This is a genomic window from Bradyrhizobium sp. Unk1, from assembly GCF_059512345.1.
The window spans coordinates 198145-223207 of sequence record NZ_JCAMOP010000013.1 but is presented as its reverse complement, the minus strand read 5'-3'; the positions used below and the strand labels follow the sequence as shown (position 1 = coordinate 223207).

23 protein-coding genes and 1 pseudogene are annotated in these 25063 nt (G+C 59.4%); 18 read left to right on the top strand and 6 right to left on the bottom strand.

From position 1 onward, the window contains the following. The first annotated feature begins 419 nt into the window (after positions 1-419). From AC5ZFO_RS19130 to AC5ZFO_RS19080, 11 genes and pseudogenes are all read left to right on the top strand, one after another. Positions 420-2183: a relaxase/mobilization nuclease domain-containing protein gene (locus tag AC5ZFO_RS19130; protein WP_496122388.1), complete on the top strand. Its 1764-nt coding sequence runs from the start codon at positions 420-422 to the stop codon at positions 2181-2183. A 36-nt stretch (positions 2184-2219) separates the two neighbouring features. Then, positions 2220-4208: a conjugal transfer protein TraG gene (locus tag AC5ZFO_RS19125; RefSeq protein WP_496122387.1), complete on the top strand. Its 1989-nt coding sequence runs from the start codon at positions 2220-2222 to the stop codon at positions 4206-4208. A gap of 6 nt (positions 4209-4214) precedes the next feature. Beyond that, positions 4215-4643, top strand: coding sequence for a ribbon-helix-helix domain-containing protein (locus tag AC5ZFO_RS19120; protein WP_496122386.1), 429 nt, complete (start codon positions 4215-4217; stop codon positions 4641-4643). Between the two features lie 131 nt (positions 4644-4774). Beyond that, the gene (locus AC5ZFO_RS19115; protein ID WP_496122385.1) at positions 4775-6091 is read left to right on the top strand and encodes an MFS transporter; all 1317 of its coding nucleotides are present in this window, start codon (positions 4775-4777) and stop codon (positions 6089-6091) included. A 227-nt stretch (positions 6092-6318) separates the two neighbouring features. Beyond that, positions 6319-7233 (top strand): P-type conjugative transfer ATPase TrbB, encoded by a 915-nt coding sequence (trbB, locus tag AC5ZFO_RS19110; protein WP_496122393.1) that lies wholly within the window; start codon positions 6319-6321, stop codon positions 7231-7233. A 1-nt stretch (position 7234) separates the two neighbouring features. Beyond that, the gene (locus tag AC5ZFO_RS19105; RefSeq protein ID WP_496122384.1) at positions 7235-7558 is read left to right on the top strand and encodes a TrbC/VirB2 family type IV secretion system protein; all 324 of its coding nucleotides are present in this window, start codon (positions 7235-7237) and stop codon (positions 7556-7558) included. Continuing rightward, positions 7558-7821 carry a VirB3 family type IV secretion system protein gene (locus AC5ZFO_RS19100; protein ID WP_496122383.1) on the top strand — a complete coding sequence of 88 codons (264 nt, stop codon included), beginning with the start codon at positions 7558-7560 and terminating at the stop codon, positions 7819-7821. The genes AC5ZFO_RS19105 and AC5ZFO_RS19100 overlap by 1 nt, the downstream gene beginning before the upstream one ends. A gap of 10 nt (positions 7822-7831) precedes the next feature. Further along, a pseudogene (locus tag AC5ZFO_RS19095) lies at positions 7832-8950 on the top strand (conjugal transfer protein TrbE); the annotation flags it as partial. 192 nt (positions 8951-9142) lie between these two features. After that, positions 9143-10030, top strand: coding sequence for a LysR substrate-binding domain-containing protein (locus AC5ZFO_RS19090; protein WP_496122382.1), 888 nt, complete (start codon positions 9143-9145; stop codon positions 10028-10030). 231 nt (positions 10031-10261) lie between these two features. Next, positions 10262-10462: a hypothetical protein gene (locus tag AC5ZFO_RS19085; protein ID WP_496122381.1), complete on the top strand. Its 201-nt coding sequence runs from the start codon at positions 10262-10264 to the stop codon at positions 10460-10462. 3 nt (positions 10463-10465) lie between these two features. After that, positions 10466-10843 carry an NUDIX hydrolase gene (locus tag AC5ZFO_RS19080; protein ID WP_496122380.1) on the top strand — a complete coding sequence of 126 codons (378 nt, stop codon included), beginning with the start codon at positions 10466-10468 and terminating at the stop codon, positions 10841-10843. A gap of 260 nt (positions 10844-11103) precedes the next feature. On the opposite strand, the gene AC5ZFO_RS19075 is transcribed toward AC5ZFO_RS19080, so the two are convergent. Next, on the bottom strand, positions 11104-11838 hold the full coding sequence (locus AC5ZFO_RS19075) for an NAD-dependent epimerase/dehydratase family protein (protein WP_496122379.1): 735 nt from the start codon (positions 11836-11838) through the stop codon (positions 11104-11106). Positions 11839-12034: 196 nt separating this feature from the next. Beyond that, positions 12035-13438, bottom strand: a complete 1404-nt coding sequence (locus AC5ZFO_RS19070) for an aldehyde dehydrogenase family protein (RefSeq protein WP_496122378.1) — start codon at positions 13436-13438, stop codon at positions 12035-12037. Between the two features lie 414 nt (positions 13439-13852). Between AC5ZFO_RS19070 and AC5ZFO_RS19065 the strand changes: the two genes are divergently transcribed. From AC5ZFO_RS19065 to AC5ZFO_RS19055, 3 genes are all read left to right on the top strand, one after another. After that, on the top strand, positions 13853-14839 hold the full coding sequence (locus tag AC5ZFO_RS19065) for a nitrilase-related carbon-nitrogen hydrolase (RefSeq protein ID WP_496122377.1): 987 nt from the start codon (positions 13853-13855) through the stop codon (positions 14837-14839). A 42-nt stretch (positions 14840-14881) separates the two neighbouring features. Continuing rightward, positions 14882-15100: a DUF302 domain-containing protein gene (locus AC5ZFO_RS19060; protein ID WP_496122376.1), complete on the top strand. Its 219-nt coding sequence runs from the start codon at positions 14882-14884 to the stop codon at positions 15098-15100. A gap of 75 nt (positions 15101-15175) precedes the next feature. Then, complete coding sequence (locus AC5ZFO_RS19055; RefSeq protein ID WP_496122375.1) at positions 15176-15844, top strand: cysteine hydrolase family protein; 669 nt, start codon at positions 15176-15178, stop codon at positions 15842-15844. Between the two features lie 156 nt (positions 15845-16000). On the opposite strand, the gene AC5ZFO_RS19050 is transcribed toward AC5ZFO_RS19055, so the two are convergent. The 4 genes from AC5ZFO_RS19050 to AC5ZFO_RS19035 form a co-directional block, all read right to left on the bottom strand. Beyond that, the gene (locus AC5ZFO_RS19050; RefSeq protein ID WP_496122374.1) at positions 16001-16639 is read right to left on the bottom strand and encodes an FMN-dependent NADH-azoreductase; all 639 of its coding nucleotides are present in this window, start codon (positions 16637-16639) and stop codon (positions 16001-16003) included. A 252-nt stretch (positions 16640-16891) separates the two neighbouring features. Then, entirely contained in the window at positions 16892-17521 is a 630-nt protein-coding gene (locus tag AC5ZFO_RS19045; RefSeq protein WP_496122373.1) for a response regulator transcription factor, read from the bottom strand. A gap of 31 nt (positions 17522-17552) precedes the next feature. Continuing rightward, entirely contained in the window at positions 17553-17963 is a 411-nt protein-coding gene (locus AC5ZFO_RS19040; RefSeq protein ID WP_212258240.1) for a response regulator, read from the bottom strand. Beyond that, entirely contained in the window at positions 17963-20761 is a 2799-nt protein-coding gene (locus tag AC5ZFO_RS19035) for a PAS domain S-box protein (protein ID WP_496122372.1), read from the bottom strand. The genes AC5ZFO_RS19040 and AC5ZFO_RS19035 overlap by 1 nt, the downstream gene beginning before the upstream one ends. A 366-nt stretch (positions 20762-21127) precedes the next feature. Here AC5ZFO_RS19035 and AC5ZFO_RS19030 point away from each other — a divergent pair, with 366 nt between their 5' ends. The 4 genes from AC5ZFO_RS19030 to budC all read left to right on the top strand — a co-directional run bounded on the left by AC5ZFO_RS19030 (position 21128) and on the right by budC (position 25029). Then, positions 21128-22732, top strand: coding sequence for a GMC family oxidoreductase (locus AC5ZFO_RS19030; RefSeq protein ID WP_496122371.1), 1605 nt, complete (start codon positions 21128-21130; stop codon positions 22730-22732). Positions 22733-22760: 28 nt separating this feature from the next. Beyond that, a complete protein-coding gene (locus AC5ZFO_RS19025; RefSeq protein ID WP_496122370.1) occupies positions 22761-23474 on the top strand; it encodes a sensor histidine kinase in 714 nt (237 codons plus the stop codon). Between the two features lie 79 nt (positions 23475-23553). Continuing rightward, positions 23554-24045: a carboxymuconolactone decarboxylase family protein gene (locus tag AC5ZFO_RS19020; RefSeq protein ID WP_496122369.1), complete on the top strand. Its 492-nt coding sequence runs from the start codon at positions 23554-23556 to the stop codon at positions 24043-24045. A gap of 198 nt (positions 24046-24243) precedes the next feature. Beyond that, on the top strand, positions 24244-25029 hold the full coding sequence (budC, locus tag AC5ZFO_RS19015) for a meso-2,3-butanediol dehydrogenase (RefSeq protein ID WP_496122368.1): 786 nt from the start codon (positions 24244-24246) through the stop codon (positions 25027-25029). The last annotated feature ends 34 nt before the right edge of the window (positions 25030-25063 follow it).

Genomic DNA, 25063 nt, shown 5'->3' with positions numbered 1-25063 from the left:
ACGTGCAAGCTGGACCACGCCGGACTGCCTGTGATGTGGCTCCGTCATGCCGATGGAAAATTGCGCCGCGACGGCATCCCCGCTGCCCTGCTGCAGCGACGTTACGCCGTCGATGAGCGCGGAAGAGTGCACGGCGCACCGGGACTCGCGGCTGTGGTGGCGCATCGCGTCCAGGCGTGGCGCAGAGGGCCTTGTCGCAAGAGAGAAAGGAAGCGAGAATGGGTGAGATCAAGCGCAAGCAACGACCGATTAAGAGGGCGAGATAAAAGGGGCTCGCCGGTCGAACCGCAAGCCATTGGCATGGCTTGGGTTCTGGCGTGCCGGTCGGTCGGGGCGCGTGCCGCGCCGTGCATTTTAACGAATACAATCAAAGGCGAATTCGGCACCGTGGGTGCTTTTGATGCCGGGGAGGTCCTTCCGTGAGCGTGCGCGACAGCGATCTGCGCGTTCGGCCTGGGCGTATCCGCAGCACCCGTGCGCCAAAGCAAAAGAGCTTCATCAACCAAGTGCTGCGGGCGGCGAAGAAAGCCGGACATACCTCGGGTCAGGCCGTGGCCGGCAGGCGTTCTGCGGCCTATGGGCGCTCCACGTTTGGCCGCGGGCGCCTCGCCTTTAGCCGCGCCAGACTGTTCAGCCCGACGCGGCGCGTTGTGGCGAAGGCGCGCGTGGTTCGTCACAAAGGGCGAGCCTTCCGTTCAGCACCGCTGACCGCCCACCTCGCATATCTGAAGCGCGACGGCGTGACCCGGAGTGGTGAGCGGGCCGAGATGTTCGATGCCGGCAGCGACCGTGCTGACGGAACGGCTTTCGCAGAACGGTGCAAGGACGACCGTCATCATTTCCGGTTCATCGTCTCGCCCGAGGACGCCGGCGACATGACCGATCTCAAGGCCTTCACCCGCGACCTCGCCAAGCAGATGGAGGCTGATCTAGGTACCCGGCTCGATTGGGTGGCCGTCGATCACTGGAACACGGATAACCCCCACGTCCATCTTCTCGTTCGGGGAGTCGACGAGGAAGGCGCGGATCTCGTGATCTCCCGCGACTATATCAGCCGGGGTCTGCGCTCACGCGCCGAGGAACTGGTCGCCATCGAGCTGGGTCCAAAGCCGGAGCACGAGATCCGCAATTCGCTGGAGAGGGAAGCCACGGCGGAACGATGGACGCGGCTCGATCGGGAGATTCGGCTGGCGGCTGACGAGACCGGCACTATCGATCTTCGCCCGGAGAATCCCGGCCAGTCCGATCCCGAAATCCGGCGCCTGATGGTCGGCCGCCTTCAACACCTGGAGAAGATGGGCCTTGCTGCATCCGCCCGACCGGGGGAATGGATGGTGGGGCTCGAGGCCGAGCATAGCTTGCGCGATCTCGGCATGCGCGGCGACATCATCAAGACCATGCATCGCGCCTTCACCGACCGTGGGGAAGCGCGCGGCGTGGCCGACTTCGTCATCGAAGGTGGACAGCCGAGCTCCGAGATTATCGGCCGGCTGGTCGACCGGGGACTGCATGACGAACTGACTGGCGAGGCCTACGCCCTGATCGACGGAACAGACGGGCGCGCGCACCATGTCCGTTTCCGAGGGCTCGAGGCTTTCGACCACGCCCCGCCGATCGGCGGCATCGTCGAAGTCCGACGCTTCGGTCAAGCTGGCGATCCGCAGCCGACCATGGTGCTCGCAACCCGTTCTGATCTCGATCTTGGTGGCCAGATCACCGCACGAGGGGCCACCTGGCTCGACCACCGGTTGGTCGAACGCGACCCCATGCCGCTCGCCATGGCCGGATTCGGCCGCGAGACCCGCGCAGCCATGGAAGCCCGGACCGAACGTCTGATCCAGGAGGGCCTGGCGCGGCGGCAGGGCCAACGCATCATCTTGCAACGCGATCTCCTGAACACGTTGCGCCGACGCGAACTGGACGAGGTGGCCGCAAAGGTTTCGGCCGACACCCGGTTGCCTCATGTGAACGCCGCCTCTGGGGAGCACGTAGCGGGCACGTATCGCCAGCGGCTGACGCTCGCCTCCGGGCGCTTTGCGATGATCGACAACGGTCTTGGGTTCCAACTCGTGCCCTGGTCGCGCGAACTCGAAAAGAGGCTCGGCCAACACGTCACCGGCGTTGTGAAGGATGGCGGTGGCATCGAATGGGGTTTTGGTCGCAAGCGTGACCTGGGTCTCTAGCTAGCTCGCCAATTCAGTCGTGGAAGGACGTTCGGGATGTCCGGAACCAAAATCCTCTGGGGACAGGTGATCGTTGTCGGCCTGATTGTTCTTCTGGCCATCTGGGGAGCAACCGAGTGGACGGCCTGGCGGCTAGCCTACCAGCCGGAGCTTGGACGACCCTGGTTCGAGCTGTCGGGCTTCAAGATCTATTACCCGCCAGTCTTCTTCTGGTGGTGGTTCGTCTACGACGCCTATGCGCCACAGGTCTTTGTCGAGGGGGCCTTCATCGCAGCGTCGGGGACCTTCGTTTCGATCGCCGCGGCGATTGGCATGTCGGTGTGGCGGGCGCGCGAGGCCAAGAACGTCGAGACCTATGGTTCGGCGCGGTGGGCCGGCTTAGACGAAGTTCGGACAGCCGGACTTCTCGGTCCGGATGGTGTGGTGCTCGGCAAGCTTGACCGCGACTACCTCCGTCATGACCGACCGGAGCACGTCTTGTGTTTTGCACCCACCCGGTCGGGAAAGGGCGTCGGTCTTGTCGTCCCCTCGCTGCCAGCTTGGCCCGGCTCGGCCATCGTTCACGACATCAAGGGCGAGAATTGGCAACTGACCGCTGGCTTCCGCTCGCGGCATGGCCGCGTCCTGCTGTTCGACCCCACCAACTCGAAGTCCTCAGCCTACAATCCGCTTCTCGAGGTCCGGCGCGGGGAGTGGGAGGTTCGCGACGTTCAGAACGTCGCCGACGTCCTGGTTGACCCCGAGGGCTCGCTCGATAAGCGGAACCATTGGGAGAAGACTAGTCATTCCCTCCTGGTCGGCGCCATCCTCCATGTCCTCTATGCCGAGGCAGACAAGACCTTGGCCGGCGTCGCCGCCTTCCTCTCCAATCCAAAGCAGCCGATCGAAACCACGCTGAAGGCTATGATGACCACGCCACACCTTGGCGAGCAGGGCGCCCATCCTGTGGTCGCGTCGACAGCGCGCGAACTCCTCAACAAGTCCGATAACGAACGTTCTGGCGTCTTGTCCACCGCGATGTCGTTCCTCGGGCTTTACCGCGATCCCGTGGTGGCCCAGGTGACCCGTCGCTGCGATTGGCGGATCGCCGATCTGATCGCGGATAGCTCCCCTACGACGCTCTATCTCGTCGTGCCGCCCTCCGATATCTCACGAACCAAGCCGTTGATCCGCCTGGTCCTGAACCAGATCGGCCGGCGCCTGACCGAGGACTTGCATGCCCGCGATCGCCGGCATCGAATCCTGATGATGCTTGACGAGTTCCCAGCACTTGGCCGGTTGGATTTCTTCGAGTCCGCGCTCGCCTTCATGGCGGGGTACGGCATCAAGAGCTTTTTGATCGCGCAGTCGCTCAATCAGATTGAGAAGGCCTATGGGCCCAACAACGCCATCCTCGACAACTGCCATGTCCGAGTCAGCTTCGCGACCAATGACGAGCGGACCGCCAAGCGGGTATCCGATGCGCTGGGTACGGCGACGGAGATGCGGGCGATGAAGAACTATGCCGGTCACAGGTTGAACCCCTGGCTGGGACACCTGATGGTCTCGCGCCAGGAGACGGCAAGGCCGCTGCTGACCCCGGGCGAAGTCATGGAGCTTGCGGCGATGGACGAGATCGTCATGGTGGCGGGCACACCGCCGATTCGGGCGAAGAAGGTCCGCTACTACGAGGATCGGCGATTCACCGAGCGGGTGCTGCCGCCGCCCGATCCGGCGCTGTCCGGTCGATCGTCGCGAACGGACGGCTGGTCGACGCCTGAAACACTCAAGCCGGCGATCGACCCAACCGACAAGACTGCGCAAGCAGAGGAAGACACGGCGAACAGTGGTCTTCGTCGCGAGCCCGAACTTCCCGACCACGTCGCGATCGTCAAGGAAACGTCCGAGCCGACGCCGGCAGAGGAATTTGCCGCCGTTCTTGACGATGACGAGGATGCGGTCCGCCAGTCCCGGCTCATACGCCAACAGATGCGCGGTGTCGCTCGTCAAGTCGCCCTGGACCCGAATGACGGTATGGAGCTCTGAGCCAATATGCGCGACCGGATGAACGTCTACTTCCCACCAGAGCTCCTGAAACAGATCTCGGAGCTCGCCGATCGCAAAAAACTTTCCCGCTCTGCGATCGTGGAAGCGGCCGTCGCTTCATTTCTGTCACCGGACGACGCGGACAGGCGGGAGGCAGCGTTTACCCGTCGCCTGGATCGATTGTCGCGCCAGATGCAGAGGCTGGAGCGTGACGTTGGCTTGACGGTTGAAACCTTGGCCCTCTTCATCCGCTTCTGGCTGACGATCACACCACCGTTGCCCAACGACGCGCAAGCTGCCGCGCAGATAAAGGGCAGGGAACGATTTGAAGGATTTGTCGAAGCACTGGGCCGCCGGTTGCAGAAGGGGCAGAGCTTTTTGCGAGAAATTCCGGAAGATGTCGTCCGTCAGGAGCCGGTCGGCGAAGGTGACTGAGCTCCTGGCCACGCTATCGCGCCTGACCTTCCTTTCCTACGCCAACCTACGACCGCAGTAATTTAGCCGAACTGACGAAAAGCTGGACGCGCTATCGGCTCGAACGAGCGGAGCGAGTAAAAAGGGCCAGCATGCAATCTTCAACAGCATGGCGTCGAATTGTGCGCGTTTTTCTCCCTTTTGCTGCGGGGTATTATCTTTCATATCTTTTTCGAACGATCAACGCTTTGATCGCCAGTCATCTCAGCTCGGATACCGGGCTAGGGGCTGCCGACCTCGGGTTGCTTACGTCAGTCTATTTCCTCGTTTTCGCGGCAGCTCAAATCCCCATCGGCATATTGTTGGATCGCTTTGGTCCGCGTCGCGTCCAGACCGTTCTGCTCTTGGTCGCAGCCGGGGGCGCCGGACTATTCGCGGTGTCAACCGGCTTCCTGTCCCTATTGATCGCGCGTGCAATGATCGGGCTCGGAGTCGCTGCGGCGCTGATGGCTGGACTGAAGTCGATCGTTCTCTGGTTTCCTAGGGAACGAGTAGCCTTGCTGAACGGCTACATGATCATGCTAGGGTCACTGGGGGCAGTGACCGCCACGGCTCCCGTCGAACACTTACTCACCTGGATGGACTGGCGACAACTCTTCGAAATCCTGGCGGCCGCGACCGGTGCGACAGCCATGCTCATCTATATCGTGGTTCCTGAGCGAGTCATCGTTCCGTCGACATCATCAATTCCCACCACCCTTGGCTCCGTTTTTGGCGATAGGCGTTTCTGGCGTATTGCGCCGTTGTCGGCGACCTGCGTTGGATCGTCCTGGTCTTTGCAAGGATTGTGGGCATCGCCGTGGCTGATGGACGTGGAGGGGTTTAACCGGGCTAGTCTCGTCAGACAGTTATTCATGATGTCGCTCGTACTCAGCGGCGGTGCCTGGTTGTTCGGAACGACGCTTCATTGCATCAGACGAAGAGGAGGCGGGGCGGAGACAATACTGGCGACGGTGGCACTTCTGTTCATCGTGGCGCAGATCGCCTTGATCCTGCGCGTGCCTTTGCCGTCCATTTTGCCGTGGTCAGTTGTGGCGATTGTCGGAACGGCAACCGTGGTCAGCTTCGCTGTGATCGCTGACTATTATCCGCCACAGCTTGCCGGTCGTGCCAACGGCGCCTTAAACGTTCTGCATTTCGGTTCTGCATTTCTGGTCCAATACGCGACGGGTGTGGTCCTGGAGCAGTGGCCCGCAGGGGATGGTCATAGATCTATTGTGGCCTATCAAGTCGCGTTCGGTCTCAACGTCGCAGTTCAGATCGCGGCGTTGGTCTGGTTCGCGCTACCCTGGCTCCAATCCGCCACTTTGCGGATAGCTTCTTCTCCTTCCATCATGCCGATCGCAGCTTTCGATGCCGTCGAAGCAGGCATCTTCTGCGAGCAAACCGATGACGATGCGGAATGGTGAACCGCGCCTGCAACGAACAGATATGGCCGAGAAGGCATCAAATAGCAGTTCGTAGCCTTTCCTTTTCTACGCTGATCTACGATCGCCGAAAGCACTCGTTGCCTTTGATCGTTTGGTGTCTTTTCTAATCATCCCATCTGAGGGCGCTCTTTGGACGTTCTCATTCGGTGGGGACCGCGGTGACAATCTATTCTATTCAATCGGAAGCGAGTTCGCGCGGTGCGCGAATGCTGCGCAGCGCGCTTGGCTCGGCGATTGCCGGCTACCTCGAAGATGAAGCGATCATCGAGGTGATGCTCAACCCAGATGGTCGGCTGTGGATCGACCGGTTGTCGAATGGTCTGATCGACACAGGCGAAACTCTGTCGGCTGCGGATGGCGAGCGCATTGTTCGCCTGGTTGCGCATCACGTCGGTGCCGAGGTGCATGCCGGCTCGCCGCGGGTTTCGGCAGAACTGCCTGGAACTGGTGAGCGTTTCGAGGGCCTGTTGCCTCCGGTCGTTGCCGCCCCGGCCTTTGCCATCCGCAAGCCAGCGGTCGCAGTGTTTACGCTCGACGACTACGTCGCCAAGGAGATCATGACCTCGGAGCAGGCCAAGATCCTGACGAGCGCGGTCGCGGTACGGAAGAACATCCTGGTCGCCGGTGGGACATCGACTGGCAAGACCACATTGACTAATGCGCTCCTGGCCGAGGTGGCAAAGACCTCTGATCGCGTAGTGCTGATCGAAGATACGCGCGAACTTCAGTGCAAAGCGCCCAATCTTGTGGCGCTCCGGACCAAAGACGGCGTTGCCACGCTATCGGACCTCGTTCGGTCCTCCCTGCGCCTACGACCTGATCGCATCCCGATTGGCGAAGTCCGAGGTGCCGAGGCGCTTGATCTTCTCAAGGCTTGGGGCACAGGTCATCCCGGCGGCATCGGCACTATTCATGCGGGTAGCGCGCTCGGTGCGCTGCGGCGGCTCGAGCAACTCATCCAGGAAGCCGTCATCACCGTTCCGCGTGCCCTAATCGCTGAGACCATCAACATCGTCGCTGTCCTTGCGGGCCGCGGCGCTGACCGCCGCCTCGCTGAGCTCGCCGTCGTCGCGGGGCTTGGTGCCGCCGGCGACTACAGCCTTTCATCAGCAGGAGACTGACATGCGTCAGCAATTTCGCTTTCTTCGAGGTGCGGCATCACTGGCTGCCTTCGGCACCATTCTTTTGGCGGCGCCGGCATGGGCGGCTGGCTCGAATATGCCGTGGGAGCAGCCACTCAATCAGATCCTGCAATCGGTCGAGGGGCCGGTCGCCAAGATCATCGCGGTCATCATTATCGTCGTGACCGGGCTCACGCTCGCGTTCGGGGACTCGTCGGGTGGTTTCCGAAGGCTGATCCAGATCGTGTTCGGTCTGTCGATCGCGTTCGCCGCCTCGAGCTTCTTCCTGTCGTTCTTCTCCTTCGGCGGCGGTGTGGTGATCTGATGGATGAGCCGGTCGCAGGTTTTGCCGTGCCCGTTCACCGCGCGCTCACCGAGCCGATCCTGATGGGCGGCGCGCCGCGGTCGGTCGCAATTGTCAACGGCACGCTTGCGGCTGCCCTGGGGCTGGGACTTCGGCTCTGGATCGCGGGTCTTGTCCTCTGGTTCATCGGCCACATGGCCGCCGTCTGGGCCGCCAAGCGCGATCCCGCCTTTGTCGATGTGGTGCGGCGACATCTGCGCATTCCCGGCCATCTCAACACCTGAGCTCGATAACATGATGAACCTTGCCGAATACCGCCATTCCGACGCGCGTCTCGCCGACTTCCTGCCCTGGGCAGCCCTTGTCGACGAAGGAATTATCCTGAACAAGGATGGCTCGTTTCAACGGACAGCAAAGTTCCGGGGGCCTGACCTCGACAGCGCGGTACCGGCCGAACTTGTCGGCGTCGCCGGTCGCCTGAATAACGCCCTGCGTCGCCTGGGATCAGGCTGGGCCGTGTTCGTCGAGGCACAGCGTCATTTTGCGGGGACCTATCCACCTAACTCCTTTCCGGATGTCGCGTCTGCGCTGGTTGACGCGGAACGCAGGGCTCAATTCGAGGAGGCGGGTGCTCATTATGAGTCCAGCTACTTCCTGACGTTCCTCTATCTGCCTCCAGAGGAAGGAGCCGCCAGGGCAGAGCAACTGCTTTACGAGGGGCGCGACCGCACGGTTGGAGCAGATGCCCGAGAGGTGCTGCGCGGGTTCATCGATCAAACCAATCGCGTGCTGCAACTCGCCGAAGGGTTCATGCCGGAATGCGGCTGGCTCGATGATCAGGACACGCTGACCTACTTACACTCGACGATCTCGACCAAGCGTCATCGGGTTCGCGTGCCCGAAATTCCCATGTACATAGATGCGCTGTTGTCCGACCAGCCGTTGGCTGGCGGGCTAGAGCCGGTGCTGGGTTCAGCTAATCTTCGGGTCTTGACGATTGTCGGTTTCCCGGGCGCGACGACCCCGGGGATCTTGGACGACCTGAATCGCCTCGCATTCTCGTATCGTTGGTCGACGCGCGCAATCATGCTCGACAAGACCGACGCCACCAAGCTGCTGACCAAGATTCGACGGCAGTGGTTTGCCAAGCGAAAGTCCATCGGCGCCATCCTCAAGGAGGTGATGACGAACGAGGCGTCGACGCTGCTCGATACCGATGCCCACAACAAGGCGATAGATGCCGATGCAGCTTTGCAGGAACTTGGCTCGGATCAGATTGGGCAGGCCTTTGTCACGGCGACCGTTACCGTCTGGGACCGCGATCCTAATGCTGCCGATGAAAAGCTCCGCCCTGTCGAGAAGGTCATTCAGGGCCGCGATTTCACCTGCATGATCGAGACGGTCGGTGTGGTCGTTCGGAACGGCAGCGTTCTCTTTCATGATCAACCTTGTGCTGGCGATGGGCGGCTGATCATTGGCGGGACACCGCCGGCGTTCAATCGAATAAAACGACCGCTTGTGTGAGGAAAACTCACTCTCGAAGGCGCCGCTTCGGATTGCGGCGGCGGTGCTTGTGGCCGGATCCTGAGTGAGTTAAATTCACACATGCCCCGTCGCCTCCCGCCGCTGTCCGCATTGCGTGCTTTCGAGGTGGCGGCGCGCGCCGGCAGCTTCACGGCCGCGGCTGCCGAACTGGGCGTGACCCATGGCGCCGTTAGCAAGCAGATCCAGTTACTGGAGGCGTGGCTCGGCCGTCAGCTGTTCCGGCGCGCCGGGCAACGGATGGAGCCGACGCCGCATGGCCGGGCGTTTGCGCGCGAAATCGGCGGTGCGCTGGACCAGATCGCGGATGCCGCGAGGCGCTACGGATCTTCGCTATCGAGCAGCGTGCTGCAGGTCCGCGCACCGGCGACGTTTGCCATGCGCTGGCTCATCCCGAGGCTACCGAAGTTTTATGCCAGACGGCCGCGGGCGGAAGTCTGCGTGTCGACATCGATGACGACCGACCGCGGCATCACCGGGCACTTCGATCTTGTGATCGGCCGGGGCCCGGAGCCCGGGGATCAATACGACTCCGTCGAATTCATGGACGAGCGGAATACCCTGCTTGCGAGCCCGTTGTTGCTCAAGCGAAGACCGCTGCGAAAACTGTCGGAGATTCCCCAGCACACAATTCTGTTGACCGATAGCCGGCCAGGGGATTGGGAAGATTGGCTGCAGGTCGCCGGCTATGCGGGCGAATTTCCGCCACGGCGGCAGGCGTTCGATCATTTCTTCGTCACCCTCCAGGCGGCGCTGGACGGTTTCGGGCTGGCGATAGGGCCAGTTTCGGTCTTAGCCAATGACCTCGCGCAGGGACATCTTGTCGCGCCGTTCGCAGGCATCGAAGTTGCACGGCAGAGTTACGTGGCGCTGACACCGCGCGACATCCACAAGCCGCCGTTGCTGGTCAGCTTTCTGAACTGGCTCCGCGAGGAGGGGAAGGCGGAATAGGGTCTTAGGAGTGTTGCTGCGAAATGCGCGTTCGGTTCCAGTACATAACGATCGCTCACATCGACTTGGAATGCCGTGGATCTCCACGGCCGAACTTGATCGACGATGAGCCGTATGGAAACCAGACCGTCGCTGCGTCGAGCCTGATGTGCGGCGACTTCAATTTCGACGTCGCTGATCCCCAGCATGCCTTGATCGATCGGTCCGGACGGCACGGGCTGAACTATCGCGATGCATGGACTGCCGGTCATCCCGGCCGCGCGCGCGCCGACTTGCGGTATCTACGACCGCGCGCAATGGGCCGATGGGCCCGATTGTCGCGACTTCATTTTCGTGACCGAAGATCTGATCAGTCAGGTTCGCAGCATCGACGTCAACGAAGCGACCGATGCGTCCGATCACCAAGATGTTGCGATCGAACTGGCGGAATAGAGAATGGCGAAGTCATCAAAACTTGTGGTCGCGAGGAGGGGCAGGGTACTCCTGGTCAGACGTCGACGCGACAAGCGTTGGATGTTTCCGGGCGGTCGCAGGCGAGCCGGTGAGAGTGAGAGAAAGTGTCTCCGTCGCGAGATTACCGAAGAGCTACCGAAGCTCAGGCTTGGTGACCTGAGGCTGTGGAAGGAAGTCAATGGCAAGAATCGCCTCACCGGCCGAAAGATGAGCGACGCGATATTCCTGACTAAGAAGGTTTCAGGTCCATTGAAGATTGGCGACAAGAGGGAGATCGACAGGGCGGCCTGGCGAAAACCGCGCGGGCTCAAGCTGACCCCAACCTCACGATACATTCGGGACAAGCTGTTTCCGAAATGAATCGCGCCGGTGAATTATAACGCATCTCCGTATGTAGATCGGCCGGAGCTTGTTGAGCCCGCGCCTCAGGTCAAGGGAAGGCCGCTCTTGGCGCAAACCGGACGTTCGGTCGGCCCCGCATGTCCCAGAAGGGCCATAAGCGGTCCTCAATGACCAAACTGGTGAGGTCGGCTAGGGACAAATGCCTTAAGTGGATACGCTGGAAAGCGACAGAGCACTTAAACAACACCGATTGGTAAGCTGAACCGCGCTCGAAATCGTCAAGCCGGAAGACGAAAGTCGGGAGTCCAACTCAGTTGCGCGCGTGCTTTTTCGGTTGCCACGTATCTGTCGGATTGCGCGATGTTATAGATACCCGGATCGCCGTGGTCGATGGCGAGCAGAGCAGCATAGGCCGCCGCATCCACATGAACCGGCGCAGAATTCGACGGCCGGTCCGAAACGGTTCCGGGACCATAAAGCTGGCCATAGCGAAGGACGACGCCCTCGAGCGGCGGCGATTTCAAAGTGAGATCCTCCAGCGCAATCACCCCTTGCAGGTTGATACCGCTCTCTCCCTCGGCCCCAGCATCGAGCGCATCCGTCTCCGCGTGCGGCTCGATCCCCGGCGCGTAGGCCCACGCGATGCTTTGTGCCACCAACCGACGGGCACCAGCCGCGATTGCTGCCGTGACGAGGTTGCGCGTTCCTTCGCTACGGATGCGGGCGGTACGAACGATTGCTGCTCCCATTTCAAGCGGGTTAAGATCCTTCGGGAGGTCGGTGAGCTGATGGATCACGATATCCGGGCGCGCCGATGCAACAACGCGTGATAGCGCTGACGCGTCGAAGACGTCGACCACGATCGGATCCGCCCCGAGCGACCGCAGCGTATCGACATTCGCTTTTGATCTGGTGCTACCATAGACATAGTGGCCAGCGCTGCGCAGGAGCGGCGTCAGGCGCCTACCGATGGCCCCTGACGCACCCGCGAGGAATATCCTGTAACCCATCATTCTTACTCCTGAGCCAGAACGCGCCTTAACAACGACTACACCGCTGTGCGCTTTCTTGCCGATGCATCCAGCGATAAGAAAGCAATCGTTCCATTCCTATGATCCGAAGTGCATATCCGCCTCGGGTCAGAAAAGGCGTGATCATCTCTCATTTGAGACGCGCAAAGCTGTTCGCATGTCAGAGGGGCGCCGAGCGTTACTTCGCCATATTGATGATCTTGGCTTGGGTGTACGCTTCGAGGCCTTCTCGTCCTAATTCTTCGCCGACGCCTGATTGCTTGGCACCACCAAAAGGAATATCGGGCGACACGTCGAGAAACTTGTTGATCCAGACAGTGCCGGTCTCGATTTTAGCTGCTACGTAGAACGCCCGATCGAGATCCTTGCCCCAAACCGTTCCGGCGAGCCCATACTCCGAGTTGTTGGCACGAGCGATCGCGTCATCAACGTCAGAGTAGCGCAGCACCGGGACGACCGGGCCGAACTGTTCTTCCGTGACCAGTCGCGTATCGTCGGCGATGTCCCGGACGATGGTTGGTTGAATGAAATAGCCCTTACGTCCGAGTGCTTCGCCGCCTGCAACGATCTTGCCGTTCCGTTTGGCGTCTTCGAGGAAGCCCTTCACCTTCTCAAACTGCGCCCTGTTCTGCAGCGGGCCCATCTGCGTCCCCTGCTTCAATCCGTCCTCGACCACCAATTCGCGTGCGAGGCGACCGAGTTCCTCGCAGATCCGATCATACTGTGAATCATGGACGTAGATGCGCTTGGCTCCGAGGCAGAGCTGGCCGGCGTTCATCATTGCCGCGACAAACAATTTGGGCGCTACTTCGACCGGGTCGACGTCATCAAGCACGATCGCGGCGTCGTTGCCACCCAGCTCAAGGGTTAACCGCTTTAGAGTGCTTGTTGCGCCGCTCATCACCTTCTTACCGGTCGTGGTCGAGCCAGTGAAGGCAACTTTCGCCACATCGGGGTGACTTGATAACGCCCCACCTAGATCATTGTTATCCACGATGATGTTGAGGGTACCCGCCGGCAGAACTTGCTCACAGATTTCACCGAACAGAAGCGTCGTGAGAGGCGTGGTCGGAGCCGGCTTCGCGACCACCGTGTTGCCGGCGAGCAACGCCGGCGCGAGTTTGAGGACCAGAAGGATAACCGGGAAGTTCCACGGCACGATAGCTGCGACCACGCCAAGCGGCATACGCTGACGCACGATCTTCTGTGTCGCATTGTCCTTTAACACTTCATACGGCAGATCGAGTTCCGCGTGATAGCGGATGATGTCTGTGGAGAAAGTGATCTCCCATACCGCTTCGGACAGTGGCTTGCCCTGCTCCAGTGTCAGCAATCGTGCGAACTCGTCTTTTCGCGCTTCGAGCGCGTCGGCCACTCTCCCAAGAAGAGCGCCGCGCTCTCGAACCGGCTTGGCTGCCCATGTGGGGAACGCCGCTTTCGCAGCGGCAACCGCTTCTTCGAGTTGTGCGATATCAGCCCGTGGAGCAACCGCAAGCAGTTCCTCGTTTGCCGGGTTGATGACGTCGAGCGTTGCTGCACCAGCCACCAACTTGCCGTCGATCAGCAGTTTGAATTCATTCATCGTTCACTCCCGGTCTAATCGCAAGATCGACCGCGGTCTGAACCGCGGTATGCGGAGAATTGCGCGCTTCAACGCATCGCACCTGCGCGCGACCATCCGGACGACGCGTTAGTCGGTCCGATCCCGCGGGGTGCTTATCGAGCGGCCACAACTCATGAGCCAGAATTGGTCACACACATGCTCCGCCTCAATCAGACCAAGGTGTCGCCGATACCTTGAGACGAGTCATCGCGACTGTTGGCGCTTCCTTGGTTTCACTAGGACCTCTTTAATGGCGCACGCCGCCGCCTCGTTGCGCCGGCGCTCATGCGCGAGGTGCCCGCGCAGAATGGCCGACGACACCATGGTGCAATTGAGCCAGGCGGCGGGTCCGCCTAGCTACACATAAACTTCGGTCACTTAGAGGGCACAGCCATGACCATCATCAAAGCAGCAGCCGTGCAGATCAGCCCAGTTCTCTACAGTCGTGAAGACACGACGGCGAAGATTGTCCAGAAGATCGTTGAACTCGGTCGAGAGGGCGTGCAATTCGCGACCTTTCCCGAAACCATTCTGCCCTACTATCCCTACTTCTCGTTCGTGCAGCCTCCGTTTGAAGCGATCGGTCAGAATCTCGTCCTGTTCGAGCAGTCTGTGACGGTGCCGTCACCCACGACGGCAGCGATCGGCGACGCTTGCCGGCAAGCCAATATCGTGGTGTCCATCGGCATCAACGAACGAGATGGTGGGACGCTCTACAACACTCAGCTTCTCTTCGATGCGGATGGCACCCTTATCCAGCGCCGGCGCAAAATACTGCCCACCCATCACGAACGTATGATCTGGGGCCAGGGTGACGGTTCGGGGCTCAGGGCCGTCGACAGCGCGGTGGGGCGCGTGGGGCAGCTGGCATGCTGGGAGCACTACAATCCATTGGCGCGATATGCGCTGATGGCTGACGGCGAGCAGATTCATGCAGCAATGTATCCAGGCTCATTCGGCGGCGACCTTTTCGCCGAGCAGACCGAAATCAACATCAGGCAGCACGCACTGGAGTCTGCTTGCTTCGTCGTCAATGCATGCGCCTGGCTCGACGCGGATCAGCAAGCCCGGATCATGCAAGACACCGGTTGTCCGATCGCTCCGATTTCCGGCGGATGCTTCACGGCAATCGTCACGCCACAGGGACAATTCCTGGGACAGCCGTTGCGCTCCGATGAGGGGGTGGTGATTGCCGACCTCGACTTTTCATTGATCGACAAGCGCAAGCGCCTGATGGATTCGCGTGGTCACTATAGTCGCCCGGAATTGCTCAGTCTTCTGATCAATCGCGCACCGGCTTCCCACGTCCACGAGGTTCACGCGCAGATGTCGTCAGTTGGGCTTGAGACCGCCGATGATTCGCTCACCGCCACGGGATAACGAGCGTCGCGACCGAAAACTAACCAACCAACGGAGAAAATGATGTTTCCCGTCGCGCGGCAAATGACTCAGCACGAACTCGCCGCGGCCCTCTATGCGCCTCTTCGCATCGTAGTCTACGAGTATGAGTCAGGCGCCGCGACTATCGAATACGACCGACCATCGGAGCTTTTTGGTCAATTCGGCAACGAACGCGTGACTGCAGTGGCACAAGACCTTGATGAGAAGATCCACGATGTTTTGATCCGCGCCGCAACATGAATCGATTGCATATCCGAAGGCGGTAGCAAGCCTGGGCCGAATACCGGCGCTGAGTGCAGACAAGGAAGAAAATCGATGGCTACGTACGAACCCACGATCACCGCGCTACTGTGCATCGACTTCTACAACGACTTCCTGAGCGTCGGCGGAAAGCTCTGGCCGTGGGTTAAGGAAGGCGCCGAGGAGGCCAACCTGCTGGAAAACCTTCGCACGATCGTTCGAGCCGCCCGTGAGGCAGGTATCGCGATCTATCACGTTCCACATCATCGCTGGGAACCCGGAGACTACGTGGATTGGAAGTATCCCTCGCCCTATCAGCTCGGCGCGGCGGAACGGCAAGCCTTTGCAAAGAATAGTTGGGGCGGGACGTTTCACAAAGACTTCCAGGTCGAGGTAGGCGACATAGTAGCTACCGAGCACTGGGCGTCGAGCGGCTTTCCCAACACGGATCTTGAACACCAGCTCAAGCGATACGGCAAAGAGAAGATCATCTGCACGGGCTTGTTGGCGAACACCTGCGTCGAAGCGACGGCCCGTATTGGGATGGAACTCGGCTTCCACGTTACGTTGGTACGAGATGGGACGGCAGCGCGCTCACATGAAGCCCTGCATGCTATGCTGGACATCGACGGCCCTACCTTTGCGCACGAGATCCTGACGACCGCCGAGCTGGTTTCTGCAATCCGGACTTCTGCGTCTGCTGGCGAAAAGTCTGCAGGGCAGGCGAGTTCAAAGCCGCTCTAGTCGGTCGTATGACCACGCGGAGTAAAGTATTTAGGACGCCCTGGCGCGTTGACGTTCATCCCGCGCTTCCCACGCCTGTCCCATTGAAGATCGGAGGGCAACGTGTCCATCGGAGTGGGACGGGTCCACCAGCGCGCGGACATGCCTCGGACTGTCTTATGGGTGAAGCCGCGCGCGGGATGGAGAGAAGTGTTCTCGTAGCGCTCGGTCTGCCCCGGCTCTCGCTTCGATAACTGCCTCCGGGCCAAGGGATGATCCCTCAACGGAGAAGAACGTGACATCAGTAAAGCCAATAACGCCCAGCACAGTTCTCATGTACGGGGTTAGAAAGTCCGGCTGACGCGCCAGCCCGCCGGAGTATCTGCCACCCGAGGACACCGCGACATAGATCGGGCGATTGCGCAGTAGCCCTTTGTAACCTTCCTTGGTCGCGTTGAACGTACGGCGTACTCGCACTATGTGATCTACCCAGGCCTTCAGCGCCGATGGAATGGTGAAGTTGTGCATGGGAGTTCCGATGACCACGTAATCCGAGTGCTCTAGCTCTTGAATGAGTTCGTCAGATCGAGCCATGGTTCCCTCTGGAAATCGCTCGGCTGACGATTGTCGAGTGCCTCCAAGTGCCGTCGCGTAACTTTCATCTATATGCGGGATCGCGCCGGCACCGATTACTCGATCCACCACTATTGCCGCTGGCTCCCGCTCAAGCAAATATTTGATAATCTTCCGAGACAATCTGTAACTCTCAGAGGTGTTTCCGCGAGGGCTGCAATTGACATGAAGGATTTTCATCATCGTCTCTCTCAGGTTCTAGAAGCGCTGAAAGACGCCGCGCCCTGAAAGACATAACCCTCTTCAAGCCTGGCTCTATTGCACCATGGTATCGTCGAGCACGCTGACCAGGTGGGGCAAGCCGCATACCGCCAGCCACGGAATTCAGATCTCAAACGGCCGTCGGCTCTAGCCATTTGGGGAGCTTCCACAGGTTCAGAGGCAACCGAAGAACGTTGAGGAAAGCCTCGTTCCGTTGAAAAGCAAAGATCCGTGTTAAGCGGACCGGTCCTGACCAAGACTGAGCTTGGCGGCCATCGCTGCTAGATCAACAAGCGAGCCAGCCTGCATCTTTCTCATGACCCGCCCTCGATGCGCCTTCACCGTAATTTCGCTGATACCAAGATCGAAGGCAACTTGCTTATTCAACCGGCCAGTCGTCACCAACGACATGACTTCTCGTTCGCGCCTACTGAGCATCCGGTATCGATCGGCGATGACCTGAATTTCAACTGCCCGATCAAGCAAGGCGCGGCTATGCTCAATAGCGTTGCGAATGGCCTCGAGCAGAGCATCGTCGGAGAATGGCTTGGTCAAGAATTCGACCGCACCCGCTTTCATTGCCCGCACGGACGTCGGCACGTCCCCGTATCCGGTAATAAAAATGATTGGCATGTCCGTGCGATCACCCGCCACGCGAACTTGAAGTTCGAGACCATTCAGATCGGGCAAATTCACATCAAGGATAAGACAGCTGGGAGCCTGCACTCGCGGATAAGAAAGGAACCCTTGAGCTGATGAGAAGGTCTCCGGTCGCCAACCGGCCGAGCTGATCATCAATTCCAATGACTCGCGCACTGAAATATCGTCGTCGACAACAAAAACGATCGGCAGGGTGTGCGACATGAATGACATCCAGGACAAGCGCTCTGTTAATTTACCGTACCTTCCCGCATTCGATGGTACTACGCGGCATTCTGCCCACACGAAGCGCGAGATCGATGGCATCGCGCAGGGAGGCGTCACTGAACGGCTTGAGCAGACATTCCACCGCGCCTTCTGCCATTGCGCGTGGCCGGACTGTCTCGTCACCGTGACCAGTAATGAAGACGATCGGAACGTCTTGCCGGCGTAACCGGAGTTCTCGCTGTAGGTCCGGTCCGGACATTCCCGGCATGGCCATGTCCAGAATCAAGCAGCTCGTGAGATCGATATGGTCGGAAACAAGAAACTCCTCGGCTGACGAAAACGCTTCGGCAGCGAAACCGAATTCCCTCAGCAGATCTGGTAGCGATTCACGTACCGATTCGTCGTCATCGACAATCGAAACGAGCAAACGGCTCGTCATTATAGGCTCCTCATCACCTGGCCCCGCGTGGCAGGACCCCAATTAACGTGTAGCTCGCGGTTCTCCGTGCTCCCAAGCCCAAGCGGGATAGAAAAGGAAACGGAAGCGCCATGGGGGTCATTTGATTGCGCCCACAGCCGACCATGATGATTTTCGATAATGGACCGGCTGACTGACAAGCCGATCCCCATGCCGGCTTCCTTTGTTGTGAAGAAAGCATCAAAGATCCTGTGCAGGTCCTGCGAGGCGAAGCCAACTCCTTCGTCTTTCACGGTAAGGCGCACGCTCTCATCCGTTTCGCGTTCGGTTTTGACGACGAGCCGCTTGGGGCGATTGTCGATACCGCCCATCGCATCCGACGCATTGCGAAACAAGTTCAGGATAACCTGCTGAAGCTGGACGCGATCCCCCATGACGGCCGGAAGGCAATCGTCGAAATCGGCCTCAAGATTAATTCGATCCCTCTTGAACTCGTTCTGCAGCAGCGCGATGACCTCTTGCGTCGCTTCATTGAGGTGAACTCGCTCCATCGAAAACCGGCGTTTGCCGAAGAGCGCCCGTAGTCGAACGATCACGTCGGAAGCACGGTTCCCGTCCCGTATGGTTCGCCGCGCGGTCTCGCGCGCTCCGTCAACATTGGGTGGATCCGCGGCCAGCATCCGCAGACAGGTGCTGGCATTGGTCAGAATGCCCGACAAGGGCTGGTTAACTTCATGCGCGATCGAAGCCGTCAACGCTCCAAGGCTGGCGATTCTCGATACGCGGGCAAGCTCTGATCTGACGTCCTCTAGTGCCTCCTCCGAAATGCGGCGCTTGGTGACGTCCTGCACGGCGCCGATGTATTCGAGCTGACCACTTCGGTTCCGGGTCGCATGAGCGACGAGATGAAGATATTTGACCGACTGATCGGGCATAAGCAGCCGGTGCTCGTACTCGAAATCCTCTGCCTCCGCGCTCACCCGGGCGATCATATCCTTCATCAGCAAGATATCGTCGGGGTGAACTCGCGATCCAATGAGCTCAAGCGTCACTGGGATCGCTTGGTCAAACTCGAAAATGCGATAAACCTGCTCTGACCAAATGATCTCTCCGGTAGCGACGCACCATGAGAGACTGCCGGTCTTGCTTAGGTGCTGGGCTTCGGTGAGAAATGCTCCACTTCGCTGCAATGCCTCCTCCGACCGCCTGCGTTCCGTTATGTCGCGCAGGTAGCAAGTAAACGATGGTGGTCCCTCCAGAGGAATGCGAGAGATCGCGAGCTCGACGGGGAATTCGCTGCCGTCTGCGCGTACCGCCGTCATCTCAACTCGTTTGCCGATCAATCGTGTTTCACCCGTCTGCAGATATCTAGCCATGCCTTGCCGATGCTTCTTCCGCAGAGCTGGAGGAATGATGGCAGTCGCCAATTCCCGACCGACGATCTCGCTACGGGGATATCCGAAGGTGCGTTCAGCGGCCGGGTTGAACTCGATTACTCGCCCTTCGTGATCCATCGTGATGATACAATCGAGCGCAGCGTCCAAGATCGCGGCCTTGCGCGCTTCACTTTGCTTCAACGCGGTGTCGCTCTGCGCTCGTTCGATGGCTATGCTGGCGACGTGCGAAAATTGGGCGATAAGATCCTGTTGTTCTCGGGTGGGCGTGCGCGGCTTGTCGTAGTAGATCGCGAAGGCGCCGGCAACCTTGCCCATCGTCGACGTGATCGGTGTTGACCAGCACGCTTGAAGCCCATGCGCCATGGCCATTGGGCACCAGGCATGCGTCGCCCATCGTGTTTCCAGCATGAGATTGGCGGCGACCACCTGTTCGTTCAGATGCGCGGCCATCGCGCAGGGGCCTGAATCGGCATTTACAGGGCGGCCAATGATTGAGTTGATGAAGGTGGCCGGAAGGCTAGGCGCGGCGCCGTGTTCAAGCCGCGTGCCGGTTGGGTCGACCAGCACCACGCTGCAATAGCACCCCTCGGTCGTAGTCTCAACGAGGCGGCACAGTGCCACGAGAATGTCCGACATCGAACTGCCGGCAGCCGCCATTTCCAGCAGTTGCTTTTGGCCCAAGAGCAGGGACTCAGCACGTCTCCGGTCATCGATATCGCTCTCGATCATGTACCATCGTACGATTTGTCCGCGCGCGTCCCTGCGGGGCATTCCACGCACGTGAAACCATCGATAAACGCCGTCAGCGCGTCGCATACGCTGCTCGACATCGTACGGCTCCCCCGTGGCTATCGATCGGTCCCAAGCCACTCTTACCGAAGGGAGATCGTCGGGGTGAACCAGACTTCCTGTCCTCCAGCCCTTTAGATCCTCGAGCGTCGTCCCGACATAGTCGAGGACATGCTGATTGACGCTCTCGAGTTCGCCCGTCGGTGTCATGAAGAACACCATCGCAGGAATGGTGTCGGAAATGGAGCGATAGAGACTTTCGCTCGCCCGACCAAGCCTCCCTCGGTCTTCGATATCAATATTCAGTCCGATCCATTTGACGATGTTTTCGGGCCCGTCGACTAATGGTCGAACTCGGATAGTGAACCAGTGGTATTCTCCATCGCAGCGACGCAGGCGCGCTTCCATCGCGCTTTCCGCGCCGGCTATCAGAATCGACCGCCAGCGCTCTAGCAGACCGGGTAGATCTTCCGGATGGACGGCACGCCGCCAACCGGCCCCCACTAGCTGGCCAGCATCAAGACCGGTGTACTCACACCAGCGACGGCTGACGTGATCTACATTTCCGTCAGGTAACGCCGTCCAAGCCAATCCTGGAAGCGCATCGAGTACAGGACTGAGGTCGTTCTCCATGGGGCTCGTTCCTGACGGTCACCGTGACAGAATAATGCGCCGGGGAGCCAGGCGGGGTCGATGATACCTTGGTGTCGGTTCAAGGATCGCCACTCCGGCTTTGAGCAGAAGCCTACTCCCTGACCTGCTCGATCGACAATCGATTTTGTCCGCGATCTTCGGCATTTACTGGCATCGGCGAAGGCTCGTGCATGGGCCGACGACTGAGGATCGCACGACTTGTCGACTTAAACGGCGGACGGCTGGCGACACCTTCGTGCAATGGATTCATCGCCGATACCGCGTAAATCGAACGTCAGCCGATGAACCGTCGCTTCCTTGTTTTCGCAATCGGCGCCGAAGCAAAGCTCCCTGCTGGAGTGCGTCATGGACCAACGTGAATTCGACTACGTCATTGTCGGTGCAGGTTCTGCGGGATGCGTGCTCGCGTCGCGTCTCACGGAGGATCCGAGCATCTCAGTCTGTCTGCTCGAAGCTGGCGGAGGAGACACGAGCGTTCTGATACAAGCTCCGGCTGCCTTCGTCGCAATGGTGCCGACAAAGCTCAACAACTACGCGTTCCAGACTGTACCACAGCCCGGCCTGAACGGCCGCCGCGGATATCAACCGCGTGGCAAAGTGCTTGGAGGCTCAAGCTCAATCAATGCGATGTTCTACGTGCGAGGAAACAGATGGGATTACGACCACTGGGCCTCGCTCGGCAATCCTGGCTGGTCCTATGACGACGTGTTGCCGCTGTTCAAGCGCGCTGAAAACAACGAACAGTTCAAGGATGATTACCACGGTCAGAGCGGACCTCTGAACGTTACCTATCAGCGATACGAGAGCCCGCTGACCAAGCTGTTCCTTGAGGCCGCAACGCTGCGGCAAATCCGGCTGAATCCTGATTACAATGGAGCGGCGCAAGACGGTGCCTTCGCGTATCAGGTGACCCATAAGGGCGGCGAGCGGTGCAGCACGGCCACGGCTTACCTCACTCCGAACCTGTCGCGCAAGAACCTCGCAATTCTGACACATGCCGTCTCTGCCAAGATATTGATGAGGGATCGTCGAGCGTACGGCGTGTCTTATTACCACGGCGGAGAGGTGAGGGAGGCGCACGCCCGGCGAGAAGTAATACTTTCCGGAGGCACTTTTGGTTCGCCGCAACTTCTGCAACTCTCCGGAATAGGCCCTGGCGAAGCGCTGACCCAGCTTGGCATTCCGATCTTGCACGACCTGCCTGGTGTTGGTGCGAATTTACAAGATCATATCGATTACGTGCAATCGTGGCGCTTGCTGGACGACATCGGGACAGTTGGCATTTCGTTCAGGGGCGCGGGGAGAATGCTGCGTGCGATCCTTGAGTGGAATTGCAGCCGTACCGGCTTAGTGACAACGACCTATGGCACGGCTGGCGCGTTCATTCGATCATCGCCGGAAGTCCCGGCGCCCGATTTGCAATTGATCTTTGTCATTGCAATCGTCGACGATCACGCACGCATGCTCCACCTTGGCCACGGCATATCCTGCCACGTTGATGTCTTGCGACCCCATAGTCGAGGTGTCGTAGGACTTACCAGCAACGACCCGCGCGATCCGCCCCGAATCGATCCCAACTTCCTTTCCGACGAGCGCGATCTAAGGCTGTTGGTCAAGGGAGCCCAAATCCAGCAAGGAATCATCGAATCCCGCCCATTCCATCAACTCCGCGGGGAAATGCTGTACCCGACGCGAATCGACGATGTTGCCGGTCTTGAGAGCGATATTCGCAGTCGAGCCGATACGCAGTATCACCCGGTTGGCACCTGCAAGATGGGTCCGGATGACGATCCGATGGCGGTGGTGGACGCCAGGCTGCGTATACGCGGCGTTGACGCGTTGCGCGTGGTTGACGCGTCCGTGATGCCAACCATCGTCGGCGGCAACACGAACGCTCCCACAATCATGATTGCCGAAAAGGCTGCGGATTTAATCCGAGAGAACGTCTGAACATTCGTTTCATATAGGGACTAACGGGATGGAGGCCGAACACATGCAAACGAACCACTCCAGCAGCAACGCACAGAACGTCGTCGATTTACGCCTCGAGCCAACATCGGTCGACCATTTGCTCATCCAAGAGCTTTCCCATCGTGTTAAAAATGAGCTCACGTCAGTGATTGGACTCGCTGTATCGATCGCGCGCCGCTCTACATCTCACGAAGTCAAGTCTGCCCTCGCCAAGGTGAGCAATACGCTACATTGCTATGCGGTGGCGCATCGGGCGTTACAGATGCCGGTACATTGCACCGAAATTGACGCATCTGAATACGCTGCCGCGCTCTGTCATTCGCTCTCGTGCGCTCGGCTTGATCCTCAAGGAATTGAGCTGATACTCATCTTGCGACCATTCAAGTTGCGTTCAGAGCGGTGTTGGAAGCTTGGTCTCATCCTTTCGGAGCTGATCACAAACAGCGCACGTCACGCCTTCGGAAATCGCGGCGGGACCATTGAGGTCACCCTGCGTACCTCGGGCTTGCTGGTTGAATGTTGCGTTAGGGATAACGGCTCAGCCCAGAGCCCACACGGGATCGGCCAAGGGCTGAAAATCGTAGCTGCCCTAGCAAAGGAACTGGGCGGCGCGATCAGCCATGAATTCGGATTGGAAGGGGCCACATCTACCCTTACGTTTCCGATCGAAGCCACGGCGCGACTTGTCGACGTTGTTGCAGCCAAGCCAGGTCAGGAGTGAAGCAATCGACGGCGCATACTCGGGCATAGTAGCTCAATAGTTGTCTCTAGGAACTCTCATCAGTAGGAAAGGATCTTCCATGAATAGTCGGATTGACTACATCAAGGCGTCGCCGGCGGGTTACAAGGCCTTCGGAGGGATCTACGCGCTCCTTCAGGAGAGCAGTCTCGCGAAAGAATTGATCTATCTCGTCTATTTGCGAGCATCGCAGATAAACGGCTGCGCGTATTGCATTGATATGCATTCACGCGATCTGCTCAAGTTCGGAGTCGCGGTAGAAAAGCTCGTGCTTGTACCGGTCTGGCGTGATGTAGGCGCGCTATTCAGCGTCCGCGAACGCGCTGCACTCGCCTGGGCGGAGACCGTAACGCGCGTAGCCGAGACCAACGTTCCCGCCGCTGACTATGAATCTGCTGCCGCCGAATTCAACGGTACGGAGCTCGCAGACCTAACCTATGCGGTCAGCTTGATGAATGTGTTCAATCGCCTGTCGATCGCATTCCGCACGCCGCCCGCGGCCTCGCTCAAAGTCGCGAATGCGGCATCGGCCGTCGGCCAGCGCGACGAATAGGGCATCGACCAAGTCTTGGCACCTCCTCCCGCTGCCAGGGAAAATTGGAGCCGTCGGAAGGCCGACGGCTCCTTCTTCAATGATCGTCCTATGCTCTCGGACAGGCAGACAAGGGTCACCGAGCGTTCTGAACAAACGGGAGCTCAAATGCCGAGCCGACATGCGAACTCTTAGATCGCATCGACGCTCGACCCTTAGATGGAGGTGACAGATATGCGTGCAAGAGTCCGAGACAAGGTTGTAGTAGTTACCGGCGCCGGCAGCGGCATAGGCGCGGCCACAGCAAATCGCTTCCATGCCGAAGGTGCCGCCGTTGTGCTGAATGGACGGCGCCAGTTCAAGTTAATCGAGGTCGGCGCGGCATTTGACAACGATCGCTGTATGGTCCGACCTGGTGACGTTTCAATCATCGAGGACGTAGAACGTCTAATTGCCGACGTGGTCGACCGCTTCGGCAGGATTGACGTTCTCGTCAATAATGCAGGGACCGGTACCGTCGGAGACTTCCTCACGATGCCCGTTCAGCATTGGCGCGACGCGTTTGCGGTCAATGTTGATGGCATCCTCAACACAGCACGAGCCACGCTTCCTCATCTAATCCAAAGCAAAGGCTCGATCATCAACGTCTCATCCATTAGCGGGCTGGGCGGTGATCGCGGGCTAAGCTTCTATAACGCGACCAAAGGTGCCGTCTGCAATCTCACCCGTAGTCTGGCCATCGAATTTGCTCAGGAAGGAGTGCGGGTGAACGCGGTTTGCCCAACTACCACCTTCACTGACCTGACAACACCAGTGCTTGAACAGTATCCCGAACTGCTTCAACGCCTGCTAGAGCGCATTCCTATGGGACGCGGCGCCCAGCCGCAAGAAGTCGCGAGCGTCATCGCATTTCTTGCGGGTGACGACGCAAGTTTCGTAAATGGAGTCAACTTACCGATCGACGGCGGCGTGGATGCGTCGAGTGGCCAAGCTCCTTTCCTTTAACGACAGGCTCGCGCAGTGGCAGGAAATATGAGGT